Source organism: Reticulibacter mediterranei (genome assembly GCF_016587455.1).
In genome coordinates, this window is sequence record NZ_BNJK01000002.1 from 1,215,192 (window position 1) to 1,235,416 (window position 20,225).

Genomic DNA, 20,225 nt, shown 5'->3' on the forward strand with positions numbered 1-20,225 from the left:
AAGTAGGTGGTGGCCCACCGCCTCCCGCACCTGCCACGCCTCTTCCTTCTTGCCCCCGATTTCAAGGCATGTGCAACACAATACTCCCTTTTATTTTCTCGCTCGTAGTAGGAAAGGGTGGAGGATGAATCTCGATCTGATGACGGTGGACCAGTAGACCTGCATCAAGGGGAGCTAAGAGCCGGAGCCACATGAGGAGTCCATAATCGATCCAATCCTGCTCTGATGACTCACGGGGCGGGTGCTCTACAGCAGAGCAAGCTACATCGTAGCCCATGCAGGAGATCGACGGGATCTTGCCTTCCCTCAAGGAACTGTTCACTCTGTAGCATAGAGAGGCATCAGGCGATCTTCTGTTCATTTCGTGCCAGGAGCGTTTTTGCCGCATCCGAGGATCGCCTTCACTGCCTCGATCCGTTGGGTGAAGTACACCATCTGTCTAGCATCACGCTTTCTGTTGAGAAGTTCTTGCCAGCGCAAAACCCTGTTCTTCAAATAATAGCTATCTCTGCTCGATCTCTCTGCCTCTGTTGATAGTATCATAGGGGGGTTACAGCAGACACCACACCAATGCTGAGTATCCATCTCCTCTTCCAAGGCATCATGGCGAAGGTTCATCCTCCTGGGGATCATCTTGCTGTGTTGAGCGAGCAGGGGAAGCAGTAGTGGGGCGTTTCATTAGAGAAGGATATTCTCTGGCAAAAAGTAAACGCCGTACGAACGGTGAAGGTAGAGTCACTCGGCGCAAAGATGGGTGCTGGGCGGCTAGCTTCTATGATGCTGAGCGGAAACGTTGTTTTGTCTATGAGACACTTGAGAAGCTGCGTAAGGCTCAACGTGAGTATGAGCAAGGTATGCTTGTCGATGGATCGAAAGTGAAGCTAGGAGCGTTTCTGGACCAGTGGTTAGATGAGATCCAGTAGTTAGAAGAGATAAAGCGGCCCGATCTGCGCATGAGTAGCTATGTCAAGTACAAGAAAACAATCAAGTCATATATTCTCCCTGCATTGAGAGAGGTCCAGGTACAGAAGTTGATACCTCAGAGTGTTCAATCATTATACACAAAGATGCGAAAGTGGGGGCCAGCTCCAAAGACTATTCAGTCTGTTCATAGTGTTTTGCATGGGGCAATGGAGCATGCGGTGAAGTGGAATCTGGTTGCGAGAAATGTGATCGACCAGGTTACTTGTCCATCCGTAGAGCAATATGAGATGCAACCTCTTGACCTGGAGCAAGCGCGACATTTGTTAGCGGTGGTGCGTGGTAGTCGGTTGGATGCGGTTTTGACGTTGGCTCTTGCAACTGGTATGCGTCGTGGTGAAGTGCTGGCCTTGCGTTGATCTGATATTGATTTCTCGTCCGGGGTGCTTACAGTGCGTCGTACAGTCGATTTTATTCCTCATTATGGCTATGTTGAGACGAAACCGAAGACGAAGAAGGGCTTTCGTAAAATTCTACTTCCTCTTTTTGCGATAGAGAAGTTAGAATTACATCGACTGAGCCAGTTAGAGCAACGGGAAAAGGTCGGTGATGGTTGGTCTGACCTGGGCCTGGTCTTTACTGGATTGACAGGAAACTACTTCAATCCTCGTTATATGCTCAAGCTGTTTGGTAAGGCGTTAGACCAGGCTGGCCTGGCGCATATTCGATTTCATGATCTGCGCCACAGTGTTGTTACGTTGTTGCTGGCTCTGGGCGTCGATGCTCGCTCTATACAAGAATTGGTGGACCATAAAGATATTGAAACGACGCTGGGGATCTATGGTCATGTCTTGCCATCGATGCAGGAAGCGATTGCTGAAAAATTAGGTGGGTTCTTTGGCTAATGATAAAATGTGGTCGTTAGATATTATAAAGCGAGTTGTTTTAATTGGCAACTAACCCAAGAATGAGAGAACTCCTGATTTATACATAGGAGTTCTCTCTTTTAATTCCATGATTTACATACGAATAATACTAAAAGCTGGTTATCCTGACTCACGGAAACAATGAAAGATATCATTAAGGCTCTTCCTTAATCGCGTAGATTTGCCTTCCATATATCTTTGCGATCCTTCTAATGACTTTATCATCTATTGGCTTGTAAGCAAACAGGCAGATAGAACACAGATCCTTATTATCTTCTGTAACAAAGCGTGTTTGGGCCTGAACAAAATCCAAGTCTTCTTTGATATGATCTAAAACTACTTGATTATCATTCCTGGTTCCATAAAGACGTATTAAATATTTATACACGTCTTTTATGCTCGGCATCCGTTTGCTATTCTCTTGCATGAATTTTGTTCCCCTTGAGGTTATCTTGTAAGCAGGTGCTTCAGTTTCCCTTTTCTCTAGTGAGTCATATGTAGGCGCATTAACATGCTTTATTATTCCTTTATCCTCTAAGCTGGATAAAATAGATGTTACCTGTGACGCTGTGTAGCCACGATAGGTTAACTGTTGGTGTAGAGGGTAAAGCCATGCACCCCTTGTCTTAGCCTGTTGATCAGTATTGATGTAGGCCAGTGCAAAGAGTTCATCGCTATTTAAATCAAGCTCTATTCTTGCTCTCCTAATGGTGTCTATAAACACAGGAATTGTTGCAAGAAGAACTACGTATGGATCAAACTTATGAGGTTCATAAATCGCCCAGATAATTGTCACAATAAAACCGCAAGCTACTACGGCAGCCTCCAGTTTAACCACAGTACCATAAGTCTTTAATTCCTTCATTGGATCACCTCTCGGACTGGCTTATTCCAAGAATCCCACCATGAGATATTCAACTAATCGAACTCCAAGATAGGAAGAGCTGGCTTTGCATGAGATGAGCAAAACAGGGTTATGTTCTTGCATCATTTTAATTGCATCTATTTAAATATTAAATATCATAATCTCAAATCAATCACATAATGAAGATTTATTATCACTAAATAATCACGCTAATTATTGATAATCTTAAATTTATAGTATTATATAAAGAGAATCTTCAGGGAGTTATGTAACGATATAGAAGTGGAAAGATGTATTGCTGGTCTTATCTCTATTTTGGATGTCAAAATGGATGTCAATTGCTCTGCTTGGTTGGTTGTAGGTGAAAAGGTGAGGCATATAAACAAAGGCGAGAAGCAGGTTCATGACCCTTGCTTCTCGCCTTTTCGTTGGTGGAGATGAGGGAGAGTTGAACTCCGCAATGGGCTTGTTTTCGCTGGCTTGGATGCCGTATTGATGGGCATTCTGAGCTTGAGCCGTTGTTATTTTGTCGAATCTTGTCTAACTTTTTCAAGCTGTGTCTAGTGGTTTTGCTCCCAGTTTTGCTCCCATTTGTGGTTACTGAATAAATGCTTGTCCAAGTTTAATGGCTTGCCGTTTAGATATTCCCAGATATGTTTAATTACATATCTGGGAGATTGTATAGTGACTATTGTTTGTGCTAAGAGAGCAGTATCTTTAAAGGGATGCGGAATACTGTTTTTCCTTCTTTATCCTGTAGCTCTACAGTAAAATCAGGATCAACTTGGGTAAACCAGTCGTATAATTTAAGTGCGTCACGAACAACCTCTGCTTTTGTAGATGCTTCAAGGCGTTCCTGCATTGTTTCCAATCGTTTAAGGGCTTCTGGCGAAAAGTCGAATTGAACGCGTTGTTTGCTGTTTGTCTTTGCTGTGTTCATAGTTTCTCCTGTGCAAACAGGTATCTTTGGATACGGTTGGTTGTCGCCTAACCTCCCTTGAAGTAAAATTTCAGGATGATGTATACTGGTGCGGTAAAAAGTGCTGGTGGGATGATAAGGGTGAGATTCCCCGTGATATACATCTTAATAGCACTCACTACTATAGCGATAATCCAGATTGATATGAAGAGAATGGTGAGGTAGGGACGTATCTTTGCTTTTTCTAAAAATTCTCGTTGTTGCCATGTTTCTACTTCACCAGCGTAAATTGTTTCGTCTGTTTCTTCATCTGAAATTTCTGTTACTTCTGTTACATCAAAATCTTCAGGTAGATTGGGAATATACTCTTCCATAGGAAAAGTCCTTCTAAACCTGCCCTATTTCTCTTACATAAATTTATAAATGGATACCCAGGAAATCTGTTGTTGCGAAAAGAGAAATAGGGCAGGTTTATTTTTGGTATTTTCTTATTCTCCATCGCATTTCTCTTTCTTTCTCTCTTGATTTACCGGTTTATATGATAATAACATACATCTAGTAAAATATCAAGTTTTCATGAGTGTTTTTTACTCATATATTAAGCAGATGGGTGAGGGGAGGGTGAAGTAAGCAGTTTGTTTGTAGTAGAGCATATACTAGGATGTTTGACTTGGGGATGATTTGCTGATCTTTGAAGAAGAGAACGAATATAGCCATAATAGAGAATGGCTTCTCAAGTCGGTTTATGTGTGTCTAAAAGAGGTTCTTACAAACTACTGTGATTGTTGCCTTATGAGATGTGGAAAAGTATATAGGATGATGTTATGGCTTCTTCATTGCTGTAAGCTCAGAGGCGATTGCTGTTTGGAAAAACCTCTTGTTTGGGTGGCATGCTTCCCCATGAGGAGAAGCACGCTGCTCACGATGGGAGGAAAGAAGATCATCCCCCAGAAGAGAAGAGGGTGTTTGCTGATCCCTGGACCCAAGAGATCGCACCGCTTTCCATTGAAGCGTTCTCTGCTCACGACTCGCCTTCCCTCTCCGCGATAATGCCTCGCAATGCCTCGATTCGTTCCCTCATGCTCGACGCTTCTGGCTTTCTCTCCGTAAGCGCCTGTCTTTGCCAGCGCAAAACCTGTTTCCTCAAATAGCCCCGCGTCTGCTTAATCTCTCTTCCTCTGGTGATGGCATCAGAGGGTGGTGTGTTGACAGCAGCAGGCATCCCGCTGTAATGTGAGTATCCATCTCCCCGTCCAAAGCATCATGAAGAAAGTTCATCCTTCTGGGAGTCATTCTGCTTTTGTTGGACAAGCCGGTGAAGCAGCGCTTCGATCTCTCCGTTGGGATGCAAGTGGGCCAGGAGGGTCTTGTAATGATCTCGAAACTGCTGGGTTTGAGGATGCTCGGTGCCGAGAGAGGCGAGTGTAATCGCTGCTGCTCGCCGCAAGAGCAACCATTGTCTCGCTCGCGGATGGGCCACATTCCTTCTTGTTGCCAGATACAAAAACGACGAGATTGGTCGTGCCAACTATCGCAATATGGTCCCGCTGGTCAAGTGTCGAGCATTGAGACGCTCGAAGCCAGTGGAGCGCTCATTGGCTTCATCGAGGCCGAACTTGAAAAGCGGGAAGCCACACGCCAGGCACGGGAGCGGGCTGAACGGGCAGCCAGGCTTATTCACCTTACCTGTCCAGCAGGACATGACGTTGGCTATGACCCTACTGACGACCAATTCTTCACGCTTGAGGGACAGACACAACCAATCTGCAAAGAGTGTGGAGAGATTCTCAGCCTGGAAGCGCTACAACGGCACCATCAACAGCGCATCGATACCTTACAAAAGGCTCTCCAGGGGGAACAGGAACGGCTTCGTCTTGTGAGAACATTACAGATGCAGCGCAAAGAAGGTCTGTAAGTGTTTTTGGTATATAGCAAGGATTGCTTCTCACGACAGCCATATCGGCCCGTATGTAAATGTGATTACTGGATGGCGGCAAAATTTGATAATTATCTGGCGTAATACCAGTATGGCCTTTTTCTTCCTGAAGCTCTGGAGAGACCAAAGCTCGGCTGGTCCAGGTACTCTTCCATTGAGAAAGCTGTCTGTGATAAGCGTCACATAATTATCAAAAAACTACGCCATCCAGTAATCACATTTACAACTCACCATCAGGACGTTTGAGGAATCTTCCTCTACTTTGGAGGCCGTTCTTTCATGAGTTGTTGTCACTCTGCAATTTCCGAAGCACCAAATCTGTCCTTCATGTGAGAGAGGCGACACGAACGACTTCGACGACAGAAGGATCAGGAAACACGAAGACCTCTTTAAGGAGAGCTCATCCATCCATTGGTGGGTTCGGGGACAAGGTGGCACTATTGCTCAAGCTATGCTCTGCTTTTGACCTCTGGGAGAGGATCTCTCACGTTCAGACAATTTGCTGTGGAAAAAGCTGTGTTCTCGTGCGTCTATTGTGGTAGATACCCTTTGAAATGACGTATTTCCGATACCTTTCTCTCTCAATCGGGAGTCACTCTCGTTGAGTGGAAGAGAGAAGATGCGATGACAGGATCACCTGACCGACCATCTGTGTTTCTCTCCTACGCACGCTCTGACCAAGGTGTTGCCATGAACCTCCGTGCTCATCTTCCTCACCAGGGGAGAGATGTTTGGGTGGAGAGAGAGACGGCACTCGTTTTCTCTGATCCATGGGAACACGTTCTGCTCAAAGCACCTCCAGAGGCTCATGCGGTGAGAGCCTTGTGGCCCCCCTCTGCACATGCTTCTCATTCTGTCCGTGCTGAACTTTCCATGCCTACACGAGACCAATGCCCTCTCTCTCCCATCTGGATGGGAGGTGAGGACCTTGTTGCGTCAGTTCCTCCAGGGTATGCAGCTCTCCCACCTCTTGACGCTCGCACAGCGGAGTATTCCGAGAGGGCTTTTGTGGATCTTCAGGAATCAAACATGATTTGCCTCAGGCCGTCGAGACCATCGCCTGGGGCTGAAGGGGAGACAGGATATGCAGGACAACCTTATCGTTTTTCCAGAGCCACCTCCACGTGACACTGTCCAGTTCATCACGCCTGCCCTCCCCAGGCCGCTCACTCCACTGATTGGCCGCGAGCAGGCCGTGAAGGCTACCCAGACGTTCCTCTCGCGCCCACAGGTGCGCCTGCTCACGCTCACCGGCACTCCAGGGGTGGGCAAAACGCGCCTGGGCTTGCAGGTAGCAAGCGAGCTTCGCCACACGTTTGCTGATGGAGTCTGCTTTGTCTCACTGGCCCCCCTCCGTGACCCTGATCTGGTTCTCCCGACGCTGGCCCAAGCGCTCAGCCTCCCCGAAGCCAGAGACAGATCTCCGCTGGAGCATCTGCAAGCCTGCCTGCACGACAAACACTTGCTCCTGCTGCTCGACAACTTCGAGCAGGTCACCAGTGCCGCTGTGCTCCTGGTGGAGTTGCTGCAAACCTGTTCGGACCTCAAGGCTCTGGTCACCAGTCGTGCCTTGCTCCACGTCCGGGGCGAGTATGAGGTCCAGGTCTCACCATTGGACCTGCCCGACCCGAAGCAGGATGCAGACGTCGAACTGCTCAGAGGCAATGCCGCCATGACGCTCTTCACCCAACGTGCACAAGCTCTTGTCCCTGACTTCGCGCCGACTGGAACGAACGCTCAGATTATTGCTGCGATCTGCACACGGTTGGATGGCTTACCGTTGGCCATTGAACTGGCCGCCGCACGCGTCAAGCTGCTCTCACCTCAGCAGCTTCTGAGCCGTCTGCAGCATCGGTTCGACCTCTTGACGAACGGGGCACAGGATCTCCCGGTCCGGCAGCAGACCCTGCGGGCCACCCTCCAGTGGAGCTATGAACTGTTGAGCCCAGAGGAGCAGCGGCTCTTCCAGTTGCTCTCGGTCTTCGTGGGTGGCTGCACCCTGGAGGCCGTAGAAGCCGTCTGTGCCATTCTTGACAAGAAAGACGCGGCACATTCGGTCATGGAGGGAGTTGCTTCGCTCGTCGACAAGAGCTTGCTTCAACAGCATGAGCAAGAAGGAGGAGAGTCACGCCTGCTCATGCTAGAAACCATCCGTGAGTATGGATGGGAACGCTTGGCAGAAAGTGGGCAGACTGAAGTGACACAACAAGCGCACGTTGATTACTATCTGCTTCTTGCAGAGAAGAAGCATTCCGAACGTGAAGGCTTCCGGCAAACCCTGTGGTTGGACCAAACCACTTGGATGCAGCGGCTCGATCAGGAGTACCAGAACCTGCGTGCCACACTGAGTTGGACCCAAACGCAAAAAGCGTTGGAGCAACTCTTACGCTTGGCAAGCGCGCTCAGTCACTACTGGGTGAAACATTGTGCCTGGAGCGAGGGGCGCCAATGGCTGGAGCGAGCACTTGCCGGGACGGAAGGGGTCATGACGACTGAGCGCGGTGAAGCTCTCGCGGCCCTGGGAATGATGATCCTCAATCTCGACAATCTTGATCGTGCTGAGGAGTGCTTCAAGGAGAGCCTGGCTCTTTTTCAGAGACTGGGGGATCTGAAAGGAATCATGTTCCGCCTCGATGAGTTAGGGATCCTTGCCAATGCTCGGGGCGACTATGCAGCAGCATGCTCCTTGTTGGAGGAAAGTCTGACACTCTGCAGGAAGCTAGGAGACCAGCACAGTTGTGCTGGCATTCTCCTCGATTTGATGATCGTCGCTATCCATCAGGGGAGGTATACCGAGGCCCGCACCCTGGCCGAGGAAAGCCAAACCCTTTGTCGGGAACGAGGAAACAAGGGACTCGAAGCAGAGAGAGTGCTTCGTTTAGGAGAGGTGGCTTTCGCAGAAGGAAACGTATTGCAGGCGGGTCTTCTCCTCGAAGAGAGCCTCCAGTGCTTTCGAACAGAAAGGGCAACGTATTCAGTAGGGGTTGCGGAAGTGCTCTTTCTGCAGGGCAAAGTTGCGCTTGAGCAAGGGGATCTCTCCAAAGCGCTTCGGCTGACCGAAGAGAGCCTGAAGCTCTTCAAAGAGCACGGTGATTGGGATGGGATCACCTGGGTGCTCTCTTTCTTGGGGAAAATTGCCCTTGCAGAAGGGAATCTGACGAGAGCACGCAGCTATTACGAGCAGAGTCTTTCTGCAGCCAGCGCGCGCAGGACGCAGTTGGAGCTCGGGATTGGTTTGGAAGGTCTGGCCTCAGTCGTCCTTGTGCAGGGAGATGCTGCCTGGGCGGTTCGCTTGTGGGGAGCAGCGGAAGTGCTCCGTGAAGCCATTGGGGCGCCACTCTCACTAGTTGAGCGTCCAGGCTATGAACAGGCTGTTGCAACAGCACGAAACCAGCTGGGTGAGCAGGCCTTTACAGTCGCCTGGGCTCAGGGACGTACCATGACTCTCGAGCAAGTGCTGACCACACAGGGAGCAGTGACCATTCCGAAGGCAACACCAACAGAACCGTCCTCCGTTCCACGCATAGGGAACGTCTCGTCTCCTTTCGACGGACTCACGCCCCGGGAGGTTGAGGTGCTGTGTCTTCTCGCACAAGGCTTGACCAGCGCGCAGATGGCCAAGCAGCTTGTCATTGGCGTGGTCACGGTCAATTTCCATGTGCGCTCAATCTATAGCAAGCTGGGTGTGTCCTCCCGCAGTGCGGCGACGCGCTATGCCATCGAACACCACCTGTTGTGAGACCTTCCCATCCCCAGGGATGTTTGTCGTTTGACGGAATTCCGTTTGCTTTTTGACTCAAATCCGTTCGAGCATTCTAGCATGTGAGATGCAGAAGCGGTGCAGTTTCGGCTCTGTCTGACGCAATTCTTTTCGAGACTGCAAACTAATTGGTTTAGGCTCTCATGAATGGCTTCAAACGGCCTTTTTCACACTGGTGCGAAAAGTTACGAGTCAGAAATGACGCCGTTTGATATCGGCTTGATGAGCGCGTTCATGGCACTGCATGAACGCTTATGCGGAAGACCACAGTCTGTTTCTCTTTTGCTCGGCTGCCGATCACTTTGTCAATGTTTTCGCTTCAGGCTAGTTATTGGGTATCTTCAGTGCTGGCCACAAGGCCACATCCGGCGGCTGCGGTGATGAGGGCGGTGACCGCGGCCGGGTTGTCGCCCATTGGGATGTGTCCACAGCCTGCCAGCGTCACCAGATGCGTCCCGGCCGGCAGTTCGTCCAGGTGGCGAGACTGCCACGGGAGCAACACGAGATCACGGGAGCCGAAGGCTACGGAGACCGGGGCGTTGATCGGAGGACCTGCCCGGTAGCGACGGGTCATGGTGGCGGCCAGGGTGGCGTCGAAGCCGGGGCAGGTCCGCATGGCATCCACCTCCACGTGGGCTTGGTCGGCGCTCATCTTGGAGGGCCGGCCGTGTGCCTGGCCGAAGACCCGGGTGCGTCCCAGCCTGCGTTTCACCAGCCAGTACAGTAGGCCTGTGGCGTGTTGGGTGACCCATCTGGTGGCTCGCAGGCTAGCCAGGTCGTACAGCGGGGTATTCCCCCTCCACAGTCCGGCCGGGGCGAGCAGGGTCAAGGAGGCCGTCGGACGGAGGTGCGCCAATTCGAGGGCTATCCACCCGCCCAGGGAATTGCCGACGAGGTGCGGCGAGCGGATGCCCAGCGCGTCGAGCAGGTCAGCAACGCTTGCCGCCAGCGCTGCGGGAGACGGTTCCACCTGCGGGGGCAGTGGTGCGGACTCCCCAAAGCCAGGCAGGTCGAGGGCCAGCACGTCGAAGTGCTCGGCGAGCGCCGGGATCACCGGATCCCAGGCGCGACGGGACAGCCCAAGCGCATGGAGCAGCACCAGCGGCGGGCCGCTACCCACCCGGGTGAAAGCCAATCGAGTCATGTCATCCTCCTTGCGAGAACTTGACGCCGCACCGAGCAAACGGACCCCGGTGCCAATAGGACGATGCAGTCGCTTCTGGCGCGGCAGGCATCGATCACCATACATTACGGGAGCAAGTTACGCCGTGCGTCTTAGCGGCCTTCTTGCACCTCGATGATTTCGTCGGCTTCCAGGCCGTGGGCCTCGCGGTGGACCTTTACTGCTGCCTCCTTGCTGAGAACCTCGACCAGGCGGGAACGGGAGACCAGATGGCTACGTGGGTGAGGCTGGTGGAACTTGGTCGCAAGCAACGGATCATGCTGGTTGTGCGGCTCGCCAATTTTGATATGAAGATCGCATCAAAGGCCATTTTTGCCAGAATCACGAAAAGTATTGGTAGCAGAAACAACGCTGGGACTTTCGCTCTCTGAGAGAGCCTAACGAAAGGAATTGCGTCAGAAAACGATATGTTTTCCTTTTGCTTGGTCAGCCAAGGTTCGCGAAAAACGGTTCACTGTTGCCTGGAAAAGATTTGTGGCAGAGCCACTCTGCGGCAAACTATCATAAATAAGCTTCTCATGTTCCTCCAGGCGAATCACGAAAAATTTATATGAGTCAGACCAGCGAAGTGATATTCGACGGACGACAATGTTGCTTGATGCAGCTTGACTCACAGCAACTGCAAGAGCCTCCTTCTCTTCATATGCGCCTGCTCTCTCCCCCTCAAAACTGACGGGTATCCTAAGCCGAAGAGCTACAAGAAACCTCAGCGCTGATGGCCTCTCTCCCCCTCAAAACTAACGGGTATCCCTTCCAGGAAAAACCCTCAGTTCTGACGGTGTATTCTCAGCCATCACAGAGTAGACTTATGAGGAGAACGACGGCGGGCGAGATGGAGGAGACAGGGCGCACGAGAGCCAGGGAAGAACGCGAAGGCAAAGCCGCAGGCAGGCACGGAGCCGCTCACTCATCTCGGCAAGCACCTGCGCTCAGGATCGGATTAGGAACCGATAACCAGATGGATCACAAGGTCTGGGATGGCCAATGGCTTCCTTCCCCAACTGATTGGGAAGCGCTGGGAGGCGTGTTCCATACGCTCTCATCGGACTGGTTTAAGAGGAGACCATTCAAAACCAACCATTGGTTAGCCAGCACCTGATTTTGAATGGTCTCCAGTGGGCAGGTGAATATTGGCAGGTTATTTAACACCTTTCTCTGATGATATCCTGGATGTGAAGCGTTTTTCCGGGAAATTTTGGACCAGTGCTCACATGGGAAGGCAAGTGTTCACGTCGGAGGGCAAAACCCGCTCACTTCGGACGTCATTTCCCAATCGTAGTTTTTAGTGACCCTAGGCAAGCTGAAAAGTGACAAAGGAGCACGCTCCTGGAGAAGAATATACTCCCTTTGGAGTAATATGGTCTGCGTGTGTTTGTTGTCCTTTTCATGTTGAATGTTGAGAAGAGTAGTTGGAAAGTAGCTTGTTTCTGAGGAGGAAACTAACATGAACGTGGTTAGAGCAACTCTGCAATGTCTGGGAGACTTTAAGAATCTAGAGCATCAGTTTCTCGATGGAAATACCTCTACTGGGATTGTCGGCCTTGCACCGAATACGCAGGAGCCTTTCACCGGAACCATGTGGGAAATTACTGGTCCATTGGAGAATGGTTTTTTTACATTTCGGTGTCTTGGACACATTCAGAATCCAGATCATCGGTTTCTCGATGGCCGGACCCAGGATGGTCTCGTCAGTCTTGTTCATACTACGGAGGAGCCTTTCACCGGAACCATGTGGGAACAGATTGAGATTTCAAGTGGCGTCTTCATATTAAAGTGCCAGGGACACATTCATAATCAAGAGCATCAGTTTCTCGATGGCCGGACCCAGGATGGTTTCGTCAGTCTTGCTCCTACTACGGGGGAGCCTTTCACTGGAACAAGATGGAGTATCAAGGCTTTCCCATTCTAAAAAAGCTGATCAATAAGTGAGAAGAAGGGAAAGATAGCCTTTTTGGCCTTGAGAGACAACAAAAGAGAGCTTCTTGTAAACTTCAAAAAACCAAACCACAAGAAAAACTCTCTATGGATTATTCTCTCTTAACGCAGCCTCCTGATCCCAGACGTGGGGCGGGCAAACGCTATCCGATCCCAGTCCTGCTTTGCTTGCTGCGTTTGGCAAAAATGGCAGGACAAACCACCCTCAAAGAAGCCACGGAGTGGGTGCGGCTATTGTCAGGATACCCGTTGTGCGCAGATAGCTCCAAGAACCCAGATGGATGTTGGACGAAGCTTGTAGAGTCCTAAATGGACTTGGCGGACTTTTTCGGAGGAGGTAAACTTTGTCGGCAAAGCACGAATGGAATCTTTGCTAACTCTGATTGTAAATGTGATTACTGAATGGCGGCAAAATTTGATAATTATCTGGCGTAATACCAGTATGGCCTTTTTCTTCCTGAAGCTCTGGAGAGACCAAAGCTCGGCTGGTCCAGGTACTCTTCCATTGAGAAAGCTGTCTGTGATAAGCGTCACATAATTATCAAAAAACTACGCCATCCAGTAATCACATTTACACTAACCTCCGTGGCGTTAACTGGAGAGAAGCCGATCTCAGAGGAGCTAATCTCAGAGGAGCTAATCTCAGCGCAGCCCTTCTCTACGGAGCTAATCTCATCTTTGCCATTCTCAGGGAGGCCATTCTCAGCGAGTCCGATCTCCACTTTGCCGAATACTTTGACACAGCGAAGATCAATAAAGCAGATTTGCGCGGTGTCACAGGATTGACATCAGTGCAGCTCGCAACGTGCAAGGCACGCGGCGCTATCATTGATGAAACGGTGACGTCACCAGCGTTGGTATCACAAGACAATGCCGGGGTCGCTGTGCCTTCCCAGGAGGACACGCTACAAGCCTCGGACACCATGTCGATTCGTGTGTAAAGATCAGCAAGAAAGAAACAAGCAGAGATGCAAGATCAGGATCCTCTGTCCAAAGAATCCGAGAGAACAGAAAAAAAGACGCTCTTGATAGCTCACCAGTCCAGAGGAAAGAGGCTGGAGGTGTTCTTGTTACACAGGGAATAACTGCACAAGAAATCTCTTCCTGAACCACCCTTTTTGGCTGGTTGTGCATGACCAGACAGCGATCAGAATACTGATCTTACGAGACAGGTATTCTGGGCAAATGGATATCGCTCATGACAGCCCAGACAATGGTCAGACACGATGTTTCTGTCGTGAACGCATCAATTTGGTCAGTACGCTGTCGCACGTTACTGAAGAAGCTTTCAATAGCATTGGTGGTGCGAATATAGCGATGCATCACCTGTGGAAATGAGTAAAAAGTAAGAAGATACTCTTCATCTTCACAGAGGCTGCGGATCGCTTCGGGATAGCGCTTCTGGTATTTCGCTTTGAAAGCCGTCAAATTGAGCAATGCATCGTCTTTCTGCTCCTGCTTAAAGATCCCTGCTAGTTCGGCACCGACCTCTTTGCGTTCCCGATGAGGGATGGCATTGAGCACATTGCGCTGCTTATGCACCACGCAGTGTTGCCGAGGGGTCGCGGAAAAGAGGGCAGAGACAGCCGCAAGCAGTCCCTCATGCCCATCTGTCACAATCAGATCCAGCTGGGTCGCCCCACGAGTGCGCAGATCTTGTAACAGGCAACACCAGCCATCTTTGTCTTCTTCGGCACACACCCGCAAGGCCAATACCTCCTTGTTCCCTTGCAGATCGACGCCAAGCGCGGTCAGGAGAATGGTCGAGTCAGTCTGAGTTCCATGTCGAATCGTAAAATGAACGCCGTCCAGGTAGAGAATGCGGTAATGAGCCTGCAGGGGACGCACGCGCCAAGCCTCAAACTGTTCGGTGAGGGTGCGGTTGAGACGACTGACTGCGCTAGCGGAAGGGGCAACTCCCGTGAGGGTTTGAGCAACAGTGCCTACTTTATGCGTACTCACCCCGCTCACGAACATCTCAGTGAGTGCTTCGGCCACCTCTGGAGCATGACGCTGGTAGCTCTCAAACACTTGCGTCTGGAACGCTCCTTCCCGATCTCTGGGCACTTTCAAATCCTCAATGCGTCCAGTTGGAGTGACGAGATCGCGCGTGTAGGAGCCATTCCGGTAGCCACGGCGTGTCAGGGTGCACTCTCCCCATGACGCTCCGATGCACTGCTCTAGCTCCTCACGCATCACTTGTTCGAGCAAGACTTGGACTGCGCTGATAGCCAGGCGACGGAGGTACGCACGAAATTCCTCTTGTTCTGGTAGTGCGTGTAACGATGACTCTCCCGTTACATTCCCAGGAGCCGATGTGGTAGGATTTTTCTTGGGTACAGGCATAACACCCTCCTTTTGGGGTAATGTGAAAAATGTCCTTAAAGACCAGTCTATGCCTGTATTATTATCTCCAAATTCCTTCTTTGAAAAGCTTTTTCCTTAGTAGCACAACTATCGGCATGGCTTCCCTTGTTTTTCTCCTCATCTTTTGTGGGTCGGGTTCAAGAGTTGCCTTTGTCTATTTCCTCTCCCTGCTCCGTCGCATCATCCGCCACTGCGATGAAAACATTGTGGCGATCTCCTCGCGCCAGGAAGATGCCCAGCGCCAATAGACCAATGACAAACAGACAGACACAGAGCAGCAATCCAAGGACTGCGCTAAGCAATATGAAGATGAGTTGTTGATCGGGTAAGAGGTTCAACCCGCCCCCCAGTGCTATGACCAGCAAACTCAAGATCGCTATCGCTATGAATTGGTTTCTGATGTTGAGTGAGCCGGTCCAGGGGATAACTCGTGCTTTCCTCTGTGGAGCTGGTGCGCTTGACCTTCGGCCGGGCATCCATTGCGGCAAGACCCGCACGCAATAAATGATGCTTCCCAGCAGGCCAGCCAGGAGAGCCGGCGTGATATTGCGATGAAGGATACTGAGTAGGATGCTGAGAAAGAGGGAGATGATACCCCCGATTGCGAACGCTGCCAGTACGTTCAAGGCGATATTGGCATCAGAAAACGCTCGAGAATCCTTCACAGGATTTGGTTGTTCGCTCATTGTTCTCTCCAGTTGTTCCAGGCTGATACACCTCACCGCTCAATCCCGCCTCCATATACTATAGTAGACGCCTGGCTCCCCCATTATCAAATCAACTGGGTCGCCACGCGGTTTTTTGCCTTTCCGTCTTCCCCCTCGATTGTTAATTTGGGAATTCTGCGGCTCTCCTTCACTTTCTGTAAAAGATGAGCTTATCAAGGAACTTCTCTCTTTCACCCCCCCTTCTGGAGGCATCCAAGCCTTTGCCCACTCCTCTTCTTGCAAACCTTCTCACGGAAAGTGAGGGAGAGCCGCAGAATCCTGGAACTAATAGAGATCCCAGTGCCCGTTCTCCTTCGACTTTGTTGGTGAATAGCACTACGGGTAAAAGATGCGCATGAAATAACTTGTTTTCTGCTCATATACATCCCATAACTGGCTATTTGTTGCTCCAATGATCAAGGAGAAGGAGTAAAAAAGGTCCTACACAAGTAGAAGCGTGCCCGATCTACCGGTTTTGCCATTCGCCAACAGGGTCTACTTCTGCACGGGTTTCATCATAACTTGTCAGTACACAAAATCCGGGATGGTGTCAAGCCTCGCCCTTCCCAAACCAGGTTCCGACTTCAGCCCTTGCTCAGGAAACCACATCATCGGCATCATCCACACAAGGGAATGCCCTCATTGAGGAAGAGGCTCCAGCGCCAACGCCGTCACAACGCACGGACGTAGCCCCAACAACTTCTCAGGATGGCACAGCAGAGGTATAGCCATCGCAAGACAAAACCGCTGTCTCTTCGCCCTCTGAGAACACTGCTTTCTGATGCCTAATGAGATCTGCAAACATCCTTAGCGTAGGTTTTTCCCGATTTGATCTAGTGACCCCCAATTGTTCGATGACCTCTCCTTGCCGAACCGGAGAAGTGAGTGAGGCAGAGTGTAGAAGAGGAGTGATGAGCGGGATAACTTGGAGCAAACCCATTTTACGGCAATATGGGTTCACTCCTACAATACCCCGTTCTATTTTCTCGCCTGTAGTGGAAAAGGTTGGAGGATGAATCTCGATCTGATGACGTTGGGCCAACAGACCCATATTGAGGGGAGCTAAGAGCAGTCAAGCACATCGGGAGTCCATCATCCCCATGATCGTCTGTGGTCCATCAGCACGAAGGAAAAGGAGGATTGACTTCGCTCATGATCCTGCTGCGATATCGGGAGAGAGGTGCTTGCTCGTGACCTCTTTTTCTCGGCAATGTTCTAGCAGCCACTTCCTTGCCCATTCACTTCTGTCCAGTGGAGGTAACGTAATGCGTGACTCGTGAGTGAATCTTCTCTATCCATGTATCCATCGGGCGGCGTTGGTCTGGCGATGAAAAGAAAATAGCCTGCGATGAGAATCAGAACCAGTACAGCGAACAAGAGAACGCGTCCTATCCGAAACGACGACGTGTAGGCATATCACTTGTAGGCTCTCTTTTGACTTTACGTCCTAAAAAAGCAATTTCTCATCAATTATCAGTGCCAGACACCAAGATTACTATTAAAGTGGGAGATTTATTTCAAGAAGATTCCAACCTCGTCATTGGTGTAAGTGATGCCTTTGACACTGAATTAGGAGATATCATCAAGCCCACTTCGATCCAGGGACAATGCTTAACGAGCATTTATCAGAATGACAGAATTCGCTTGGATCAAGATATTAACACAGCACTCCAGGGAATTTCTGGCAAGATAGATAAACAAAAGACAAGAGGGAAAAATAAACGCTATCCCATCGGGACTGTTGCAACTTTATCAGTGGGGACAAAAAAGTACTTTTACTCGGCCTATAGCTATATGGGAAACAATCTGAAATGTGAGTCAGACATCAAACGACTCTTGGTCAGTTTGGAAAAGTTGTGGGAGGAAATTCGAGTAAAAGGGCAACATGACAAAGTAGCAATGGCTGTGATCGGTTCTGATTTGGCTCGTATCGGAAATGCCTCGCATGCCGATTTGATAAAACTTATAGTTCTCTCATTTATCCTTGCTTCTCGCGAAAAGTTAGTCACACCAGAGCTAACTATTGTTATTCATCCGAACAACCTGGGAAAAGTAAATATGTGGGAATTGGAAGATTTCTTGAGAAGCTTCTAATCAGCGCAGAGGAAGGTGAAGAGCAATGGCAAACCAAGAACATTTGCATATTCTCCAGCAAGCAGTTGAGATATGGAATAAGTGGAGGAAGGAATATTCAGACATATCCCCTGATCTTACCGGAGTTGATCTCTGTGACTCTAATCTCGCTGGCATTAATCTCAGTAATGTTAACCTTACTGAGGCTAGGCTTTGTAGGACAGACCTGAGAGACTCTGATCTTAGAAGAGCATTATTAGATGGCACTGACTTAAGCGAAGCCAACCTCATGCGAGCAGTTCTTAGCCAGGCAAACATCAGCAATACTAATCTTCAGAGCGCAAATCTTTTTGGAGCTACTCTTATAGGGACAACTTTTCAAAATGTAAACCTTAAAGATGTAGATCTGAGTTACTCCGAGTTAGCATTTGCCATGTTTGGAGATGTGAATCTGAGCAGTGCAAAAGGACTTGAAAGCATTCGTCATGTTGGTTCTTCATCAATTGGTATTGATACAATCTATCGTTCTAGCGGCGATATCCCAGAGGTTTTTCTTCGTAGCGCTGGAGTGCCTGATAATTTCATTAGTTACGCCCGGTCACTGGTTAAGCCACCTATTGAATATTATAGTTGTTTTATTAACTATTCTAGTCAAGATCAGGCATTCGCAGAAAAACTTCGCCAAGATCTCCAAACAGTCGGAATCCGGTGTTGGTTTGCGCCGGAAGATTTGCGGATTGGCGAGAAGTTCTGGCATAGGATTGATGAGGGAATTCAACTCTACGATAAGCTCCTTCTCATTATATCAAAGCATTCTCTATCGAGCAACTGGGTAGCAAAAGAAGTGGAAGAGGCACTTTTTAAAGAAAAAAAACAGAAAACAACTATTTTATTCCCGATACGTCTTGATAACACAGTTCTGGAAAATCCTCCACAAAGGTTAGAGCCTCTACTACAGACAAGACACATTGGTAATTTTCAACATTGGCAAGATCACGATGCATATCAACAGGCTTTTACTCGTTTGATGAGAGACTTAACACTGAGTATTGCCCAAGAAACTGATAAGCAGGAGCGCACAGTATGAGAGGGAGTCTTGCTGCGTATGATATGTACCAAGTTTTTTTAAATCATCCTTTCGATGAGGAGTTTGAGCCATTTGCGCAGGCTCTACATTTTTCAGTTGTTGCGGCTGGCCTCATCCCTGTCTGTGCAAATGATTTAAATGCTCCTGATAGACCACGTTTAGAAATGTTGGTGGATGCGATCACCCATTGTCATTATTCGATTCATGATTTTTCGAGAAGCCGAGGTGAAGGAAGCAATAATTTTGCACGTTTTAATATGCCCATTGAGATGGGTATGGCGCTATTTCATGCACTCAACACGCAGCGAAATCGACATCGTTGTGCGTTCTTTGTAGCGACCCCATATGATTATCAAGTATTTGCCTCAGATTTGTCTGGATTAGATCCAAAACACTATGATAAAGACGACGATCTTTCATTAGCAGCCAGTGTTTATGATTGGTTGCGGGGTTTAGGTAATCCTTTGATCAAGCAACTCCCGACAGCCGAGGTGAAAAAGAAGTACAGATTCTTTAAGGAGCAGCTAAAAAAAATTGAAGGGGGGGGAAAGGACGATTATCCTAGCCATGATGAAGTGCAGGAACTTATGTTTAGAATATGCTCCGACTGCAAATGGTGGACATTACGGGATGGAACTCACGATCTGCCCACCCTTCCTCTTTCCTGGAAAGATGCAAGCAGTCATAGTTTGCATTCTCCTATTGATGTTGTTCCAAAGCTTGGCAGCACATAACTACTCACTGCTCTTCGCTCACATAATAAGCCTCTAATATCCTAATTTAAGAGTTATTGGTATCTATATGTAAACGAAGCGGCTATTTTGAGAGATGAAAGTTGGATAGCTCTTTTCCCAATCAAGGCTTCTAAACTCAAGAGTCATCTACGGCTTTATGATCATCTGTTGTTGGCAACTCTTTCTCCTGATTAGGATAGAGGTCGTGACGAAGAGGATCCGAGAGGCAGTCAGTAAGCTCCTCTCGCTGTTCACGTAACCCTTGCCATTTGGGAGGGAAGAGACCTTCTTCCCTCCTGCCTCGTGGAACATTCCTGTCGTCCGTATCCTCTCACTCGTTTGGAGAAGGGGAGCGAGCCTGCTTCTGATCTTTTCTGCTGGTTGAGGGCACCCCTCCTGTTTCCGAGATGATGGCTCGCAACGCCTCAATACGCTCCCTCACACTGGCTTCTTCTGGCTTTCTCTCTGTAAGTGGCTGCCTTTGCCAGCGCAAAACCCGTTTCCTCAAATACCGCCCGTGTCTGCTCGATCTCTCTATCCTGATGATGGCGGAACCATGACCTGTTTACAGCAGCAGACATTAACTGATGAGTGTCCTTCTCCTTGTCCAAAGCATCAGGAGAAAGAGTCTTCCTTATTGAGGTCATTTTGCTCTTGTTGGGCAAGACGTTGAAGTAGGGCTTCGGCATCTCTGTTGGTGTACAGGAGTGCCAGCGGCGTCAAGTGATTCTTCATTCGTTTATCCCAGCGTTTATAAACGCGTTCCCTGGCGGTGTACAGGAGTGCCAGCGGCGTCAAGTGATTCTTCATAA

Annotated in this window: 21 protein-coding genes; 14 read left to right on the forward strand and 7 right to left on the reverse strand. The window is 49.3% G+C overall.

Going from position 1 to position 20,225, the window contains the following annotated elements; translation table 11 throughout:
* The first annotated feature begins 665 nt into the window (after positions 1-665).
* From K3T83_RS43790 to K3T83_RS43800, 3 genes are read left to right on the forward strand one after another with little or no spacing between them, the layout of a single operon-like run.
* Positions 666-923 carry a hypothetical protein gene (locus tag K3T83_RS43790; RefSeq protein ID WP_220209451.1) on the forward strand — a complete coding sequence of 86 codons (258 nt, stop codon included), beginning with the start codon at positions 666-668 and terminating at the stop codon, positions 921-923.
* Between the two features lie 9 nt (positions 924-932).
* The gene (locus tag K3T83_RS58800; RefSeq protein ID WP_505912371.1) at positions 933-1,340 is read left to right on the forward strand and encodes a tyrosine-type recombinase/integrase; all 408 of its coding nucleotides are present in this window, start codon (positions 933-935) and stop codon (positions 1,338-1,340) included.
* A gap of 6 nt (positions 1,341-1,346) precedes the next feature.
* Positions 1,347-1,826: a site-specific integrase gene (locus K3T83_RS43800; protein WP_308441734.1), complete on the forward strand. Its 480-nt coding sequence runs from the start codon at positions 1,347-1,349 to the stop codon at positions 1,824-1,826.
* A 175-nt stretch (positions 1,827-2,001) separates the two neighbouring features.
* Here the strand turns inward: K3T83_RS43800 and K3T83_RS43805 are convergent, their stop codons facing one another.
* The 3 genes from K3T83_RS43805 to K3T83_RS43815 all read right to left on the reverse strand — a co-directional run bounded on the left by K3T83_RS43805 (position 2,002) and on the right by K3T83_RS43815 (position 4,005).
* A complete protein-coding gene (locus tag K3T83_RS43805; RefSeq protein ID WP_220209454.1) occupies positions 2,002-2,712 on the reverse strand; it encodes a hypothetical protein in 711 nt (236 codons plus the stop codon).
* Between the two features lie 700 nt (positions 2,713-3,412).
* Positions 3,413-3,652, reverse strand: coding sequence for a hypothetical protein (locus K3T83_RS43810; RefSeq protein ID WP_220209455.1), 240 nt, complete (start codon positions 3,650-3,652; stop codon positions 3,413-3,415).
* Positions 3,653-3,699: 47 nt separating this feature from the next.
* Complete coding sequence (locus tag K3T83_RS43815; RefSeq protein ID WP_220209456.1) at positions 3,700-4,005, reverse strand: hypothetical protein; 306 nt, start codon at positions 4,003-4,005, stop codon at positions 3,700-3,702.
* Positions 4,006-4,512: 507 nt separating this feature from the next.
* Here K3T83_RS43815 and K3T83_RS43820 point away from each other — a divergent pair.
* From K3T83_RS43820 to K3T83_RS43835, 4 genes are all read left to right on the forward strand, one after another.
* The gene (locus K3T83_RS43820) at positions 4,513-4,782 is read left to right on the forward strand and encodes a hypothetical protein (protein ID WP_220209457.1); all 270 of its coding nucleotides are present in this window, start codon (positions 4,513-4,515) and stop codon (positions 4,780-4,782) included.
* A gap of 149 nt (positions 4,783-4,931) precedes the next feature.
* Complete coding sequence (locus tag K3T83_RS43825; RefSeq protein ID WP_220209458.1) at positions 4,932-5,546, forward strand: hypothetical protein; 615 nt, start codon at positions 4,932-4,934, stop codon at positions 5,544-5,546.
* A gap of 645 nt (positions 5,547-6,191) precedes the next feature.
* Positions 6,192-6,695: a toll/interleukin-1 receptor domain-containing protein gene (locus K3T83_RS58245; protein ID WP_220209459.1), complete on the forward strand. Its 504-nt coding sequence runs from the start codon at positions 6,192-6,194 to the stop codon at positions 6,693-6,695.
* On the forward strand, positions 6,652-9,306 hold the full coding sequence (locus K3T83_RS43835) for a tetratricopeptide repeat protein (protein ID WP_220209460.1): 2,655 nt from the start codon (positions 6,652-6,654) through the stop codon (positions 9,304-9,306). The genes K3T83_RS58245 and K3T83_RS43835 overlap by 44 nt, the downstream gene beginning before the upstream one ends.
* Before the next feature lie 349 nt (positions 9,307-9,655).
* On the opposite strand, the gene K3T83_RS43840 is transcribed toward K3T83_RS43835, so the two are convergent.
* Complete coding sequence (locus K3T83_RS43840; protein WP_220209461.1) at positions 9,656-10,471, reverse strand: alpha/beta fold hydrolase; 816 nt, start codon at positions 10,469-10,471, stop codon at positions 9,656-9,658.
* Between the two features lie 143 nt (positions 10,472-10,614).
* On the opposite strand from K3T83_RS43840, the gene K3T83_RS43845 reads away from it, so the two are divergent.
* The 4 genes from K3T83_RS43845 to K3T83_RS58805 all read left to right on the forward strand — a co-directional run bounded on the left by K3T83_RS43845 (position 10,615) and on the right by K3T83_RS58805 (position 13,386).
* Positions 10,615-10,881 carry a hypothetical protein gene (locus tag K3T83_RS43845; RefSeq protein ID WP_220209462.1) on the forward strand — a complete coding sequence of 89 codons (267 nt, stop codon included), beginning with the start codon at positions 10,615-10,617 and terminating at the stop codon, positions 10,879-10,881.
* A gap of 437 nt (positions 10,882-11,318) precedes the next feature.
* On the forward strand, positions 11,319-11,609 hold the full coding sequence (locus K3T83_RS43850; RefSeq protein WP_220209463.1) for a hypothetical protein: 291 nt from the start codon (positions 11,319-11,321) through the stop codon (positions 11,607-11,609).
* 345 nt (positions 11,610-11,954) lie between these two features.
* Positions 11,955-12,419, forward strand: coding sequence for a hypothetical protein (locus K3T83_RS43855; protein ID WP_220209464.1), 465 nt, complete (start codon positions 11,955-11,957; stop codon positions 12,417-12,419).
* 595 nt (positions 12,420-13,014) lie between these two features.
* Positions 13,015-13,386 carry a pentapeptide repeat-containing protein gene (locus K3T83_RS58805; protein WP_505912372.1) on the forward strand — a complete coding sequence of 124 codons (372 nt, stop codon included), beginning with the start codon at positions 13,015-13,017 and terminating at the stop codon, positions 13,384-13,386.
* Positions 13,387-13,606: 220 nt separating this feature from the next.
* On the opposite strand, the gene K3T83_RS43870 is transcribed toward K3T83_RS58805, so the two are convergent.
* The gene (locus K3T83_RS43870; protein WP_220209465.1) at positions 13,607-14,791 is read right to left on the reverse strand and encodes an IS256 family transposase; all 1,185 of its coding nucleotides are present in this window, start codon (positions 14,789-14,791) and stop codon (positions 13,607-13,609) included.
* Positions 14,792-14,949: 158 nt separating this feature from the next.
* Positions 14,950-15,498 carry a hypothetical protein gene (locus tag K3T83_RS43875; protein WP_220209466.1) on the reverse strand — a complete coding sequence of 183 codons (549 nt, stop codon included), beginning with the start codon at positions 15,496-15,498 and terminating at the stop codon, positions 14,950-14,952.
* Between the two features lie 1,455 nt (positions 15,499-16,953).
* Here K3T83_RS43875 and K3T83_RS43880 point away from each other — a divergent pair.
* Genes K3T83_RS43880 through K3T83_RS43890 form a run of 3 tightly spaced genes read left to right on the forward strand, consistent with a single transcriptional unit; the run spans position 16,954 to position 19,413 of the window.
* The gene (locus tag K3T83_RS43880) at positions 16,954-17,613 is read left to right on the forward strand and encodes a macro domain-containing protein (protein WP_220209467.1); all 660 of its coding nucleotides are present in this window, start codon (positions 16,954-16,956) and stop codon (positions 17,611-17,613) included.
* Between the two features lie 25 nt (positions 17,614-17,638).
* The gene (locus K3T83_RS43885; RefSeq protein ID WP_220209468.1) at positions 17,639-18,679 is read left to right on the forward strand and encodes a toll/interleukin-1 receptor domain-containing protein; all 1,041 of its coding nucleotides are present in this window, start codon (positions 17,639-17,641) and stop codon (positions 18,677-18,679) included.
* Complete coding sequence (locus tag K3T83_RS43890) at positions 18,676-19,413, forward strand: hypothetical protein (protein WP_220209469.1); 738 nt, start codon at positions 18,676-18,678, stop codon at positions 19,411-19,413. Before K3T83_RS43885 ends, K3T83_RS43890 begins: the two co-directional genes overlap by 4 nt.
* A gap of 615 nt (positions 19,414-20,028) precedes the next feature.
* On the opposite strand, the gene K3T83_RS43895 is transcribed toward K3T83_RS43890, so the two are convergent.
* On the reverse strand, positions 20,029-20,223 hold the full coding sequence (locus K3T83_RS43895; protein WP_220209470.1) for a hypothetical protein: 195 nt from the start codon (positions 20,221-20,223) through the stop codon (positions 20,029-20,031).
* Positions 20,224-20,225 lie beyond the last annotated feature (2 nt).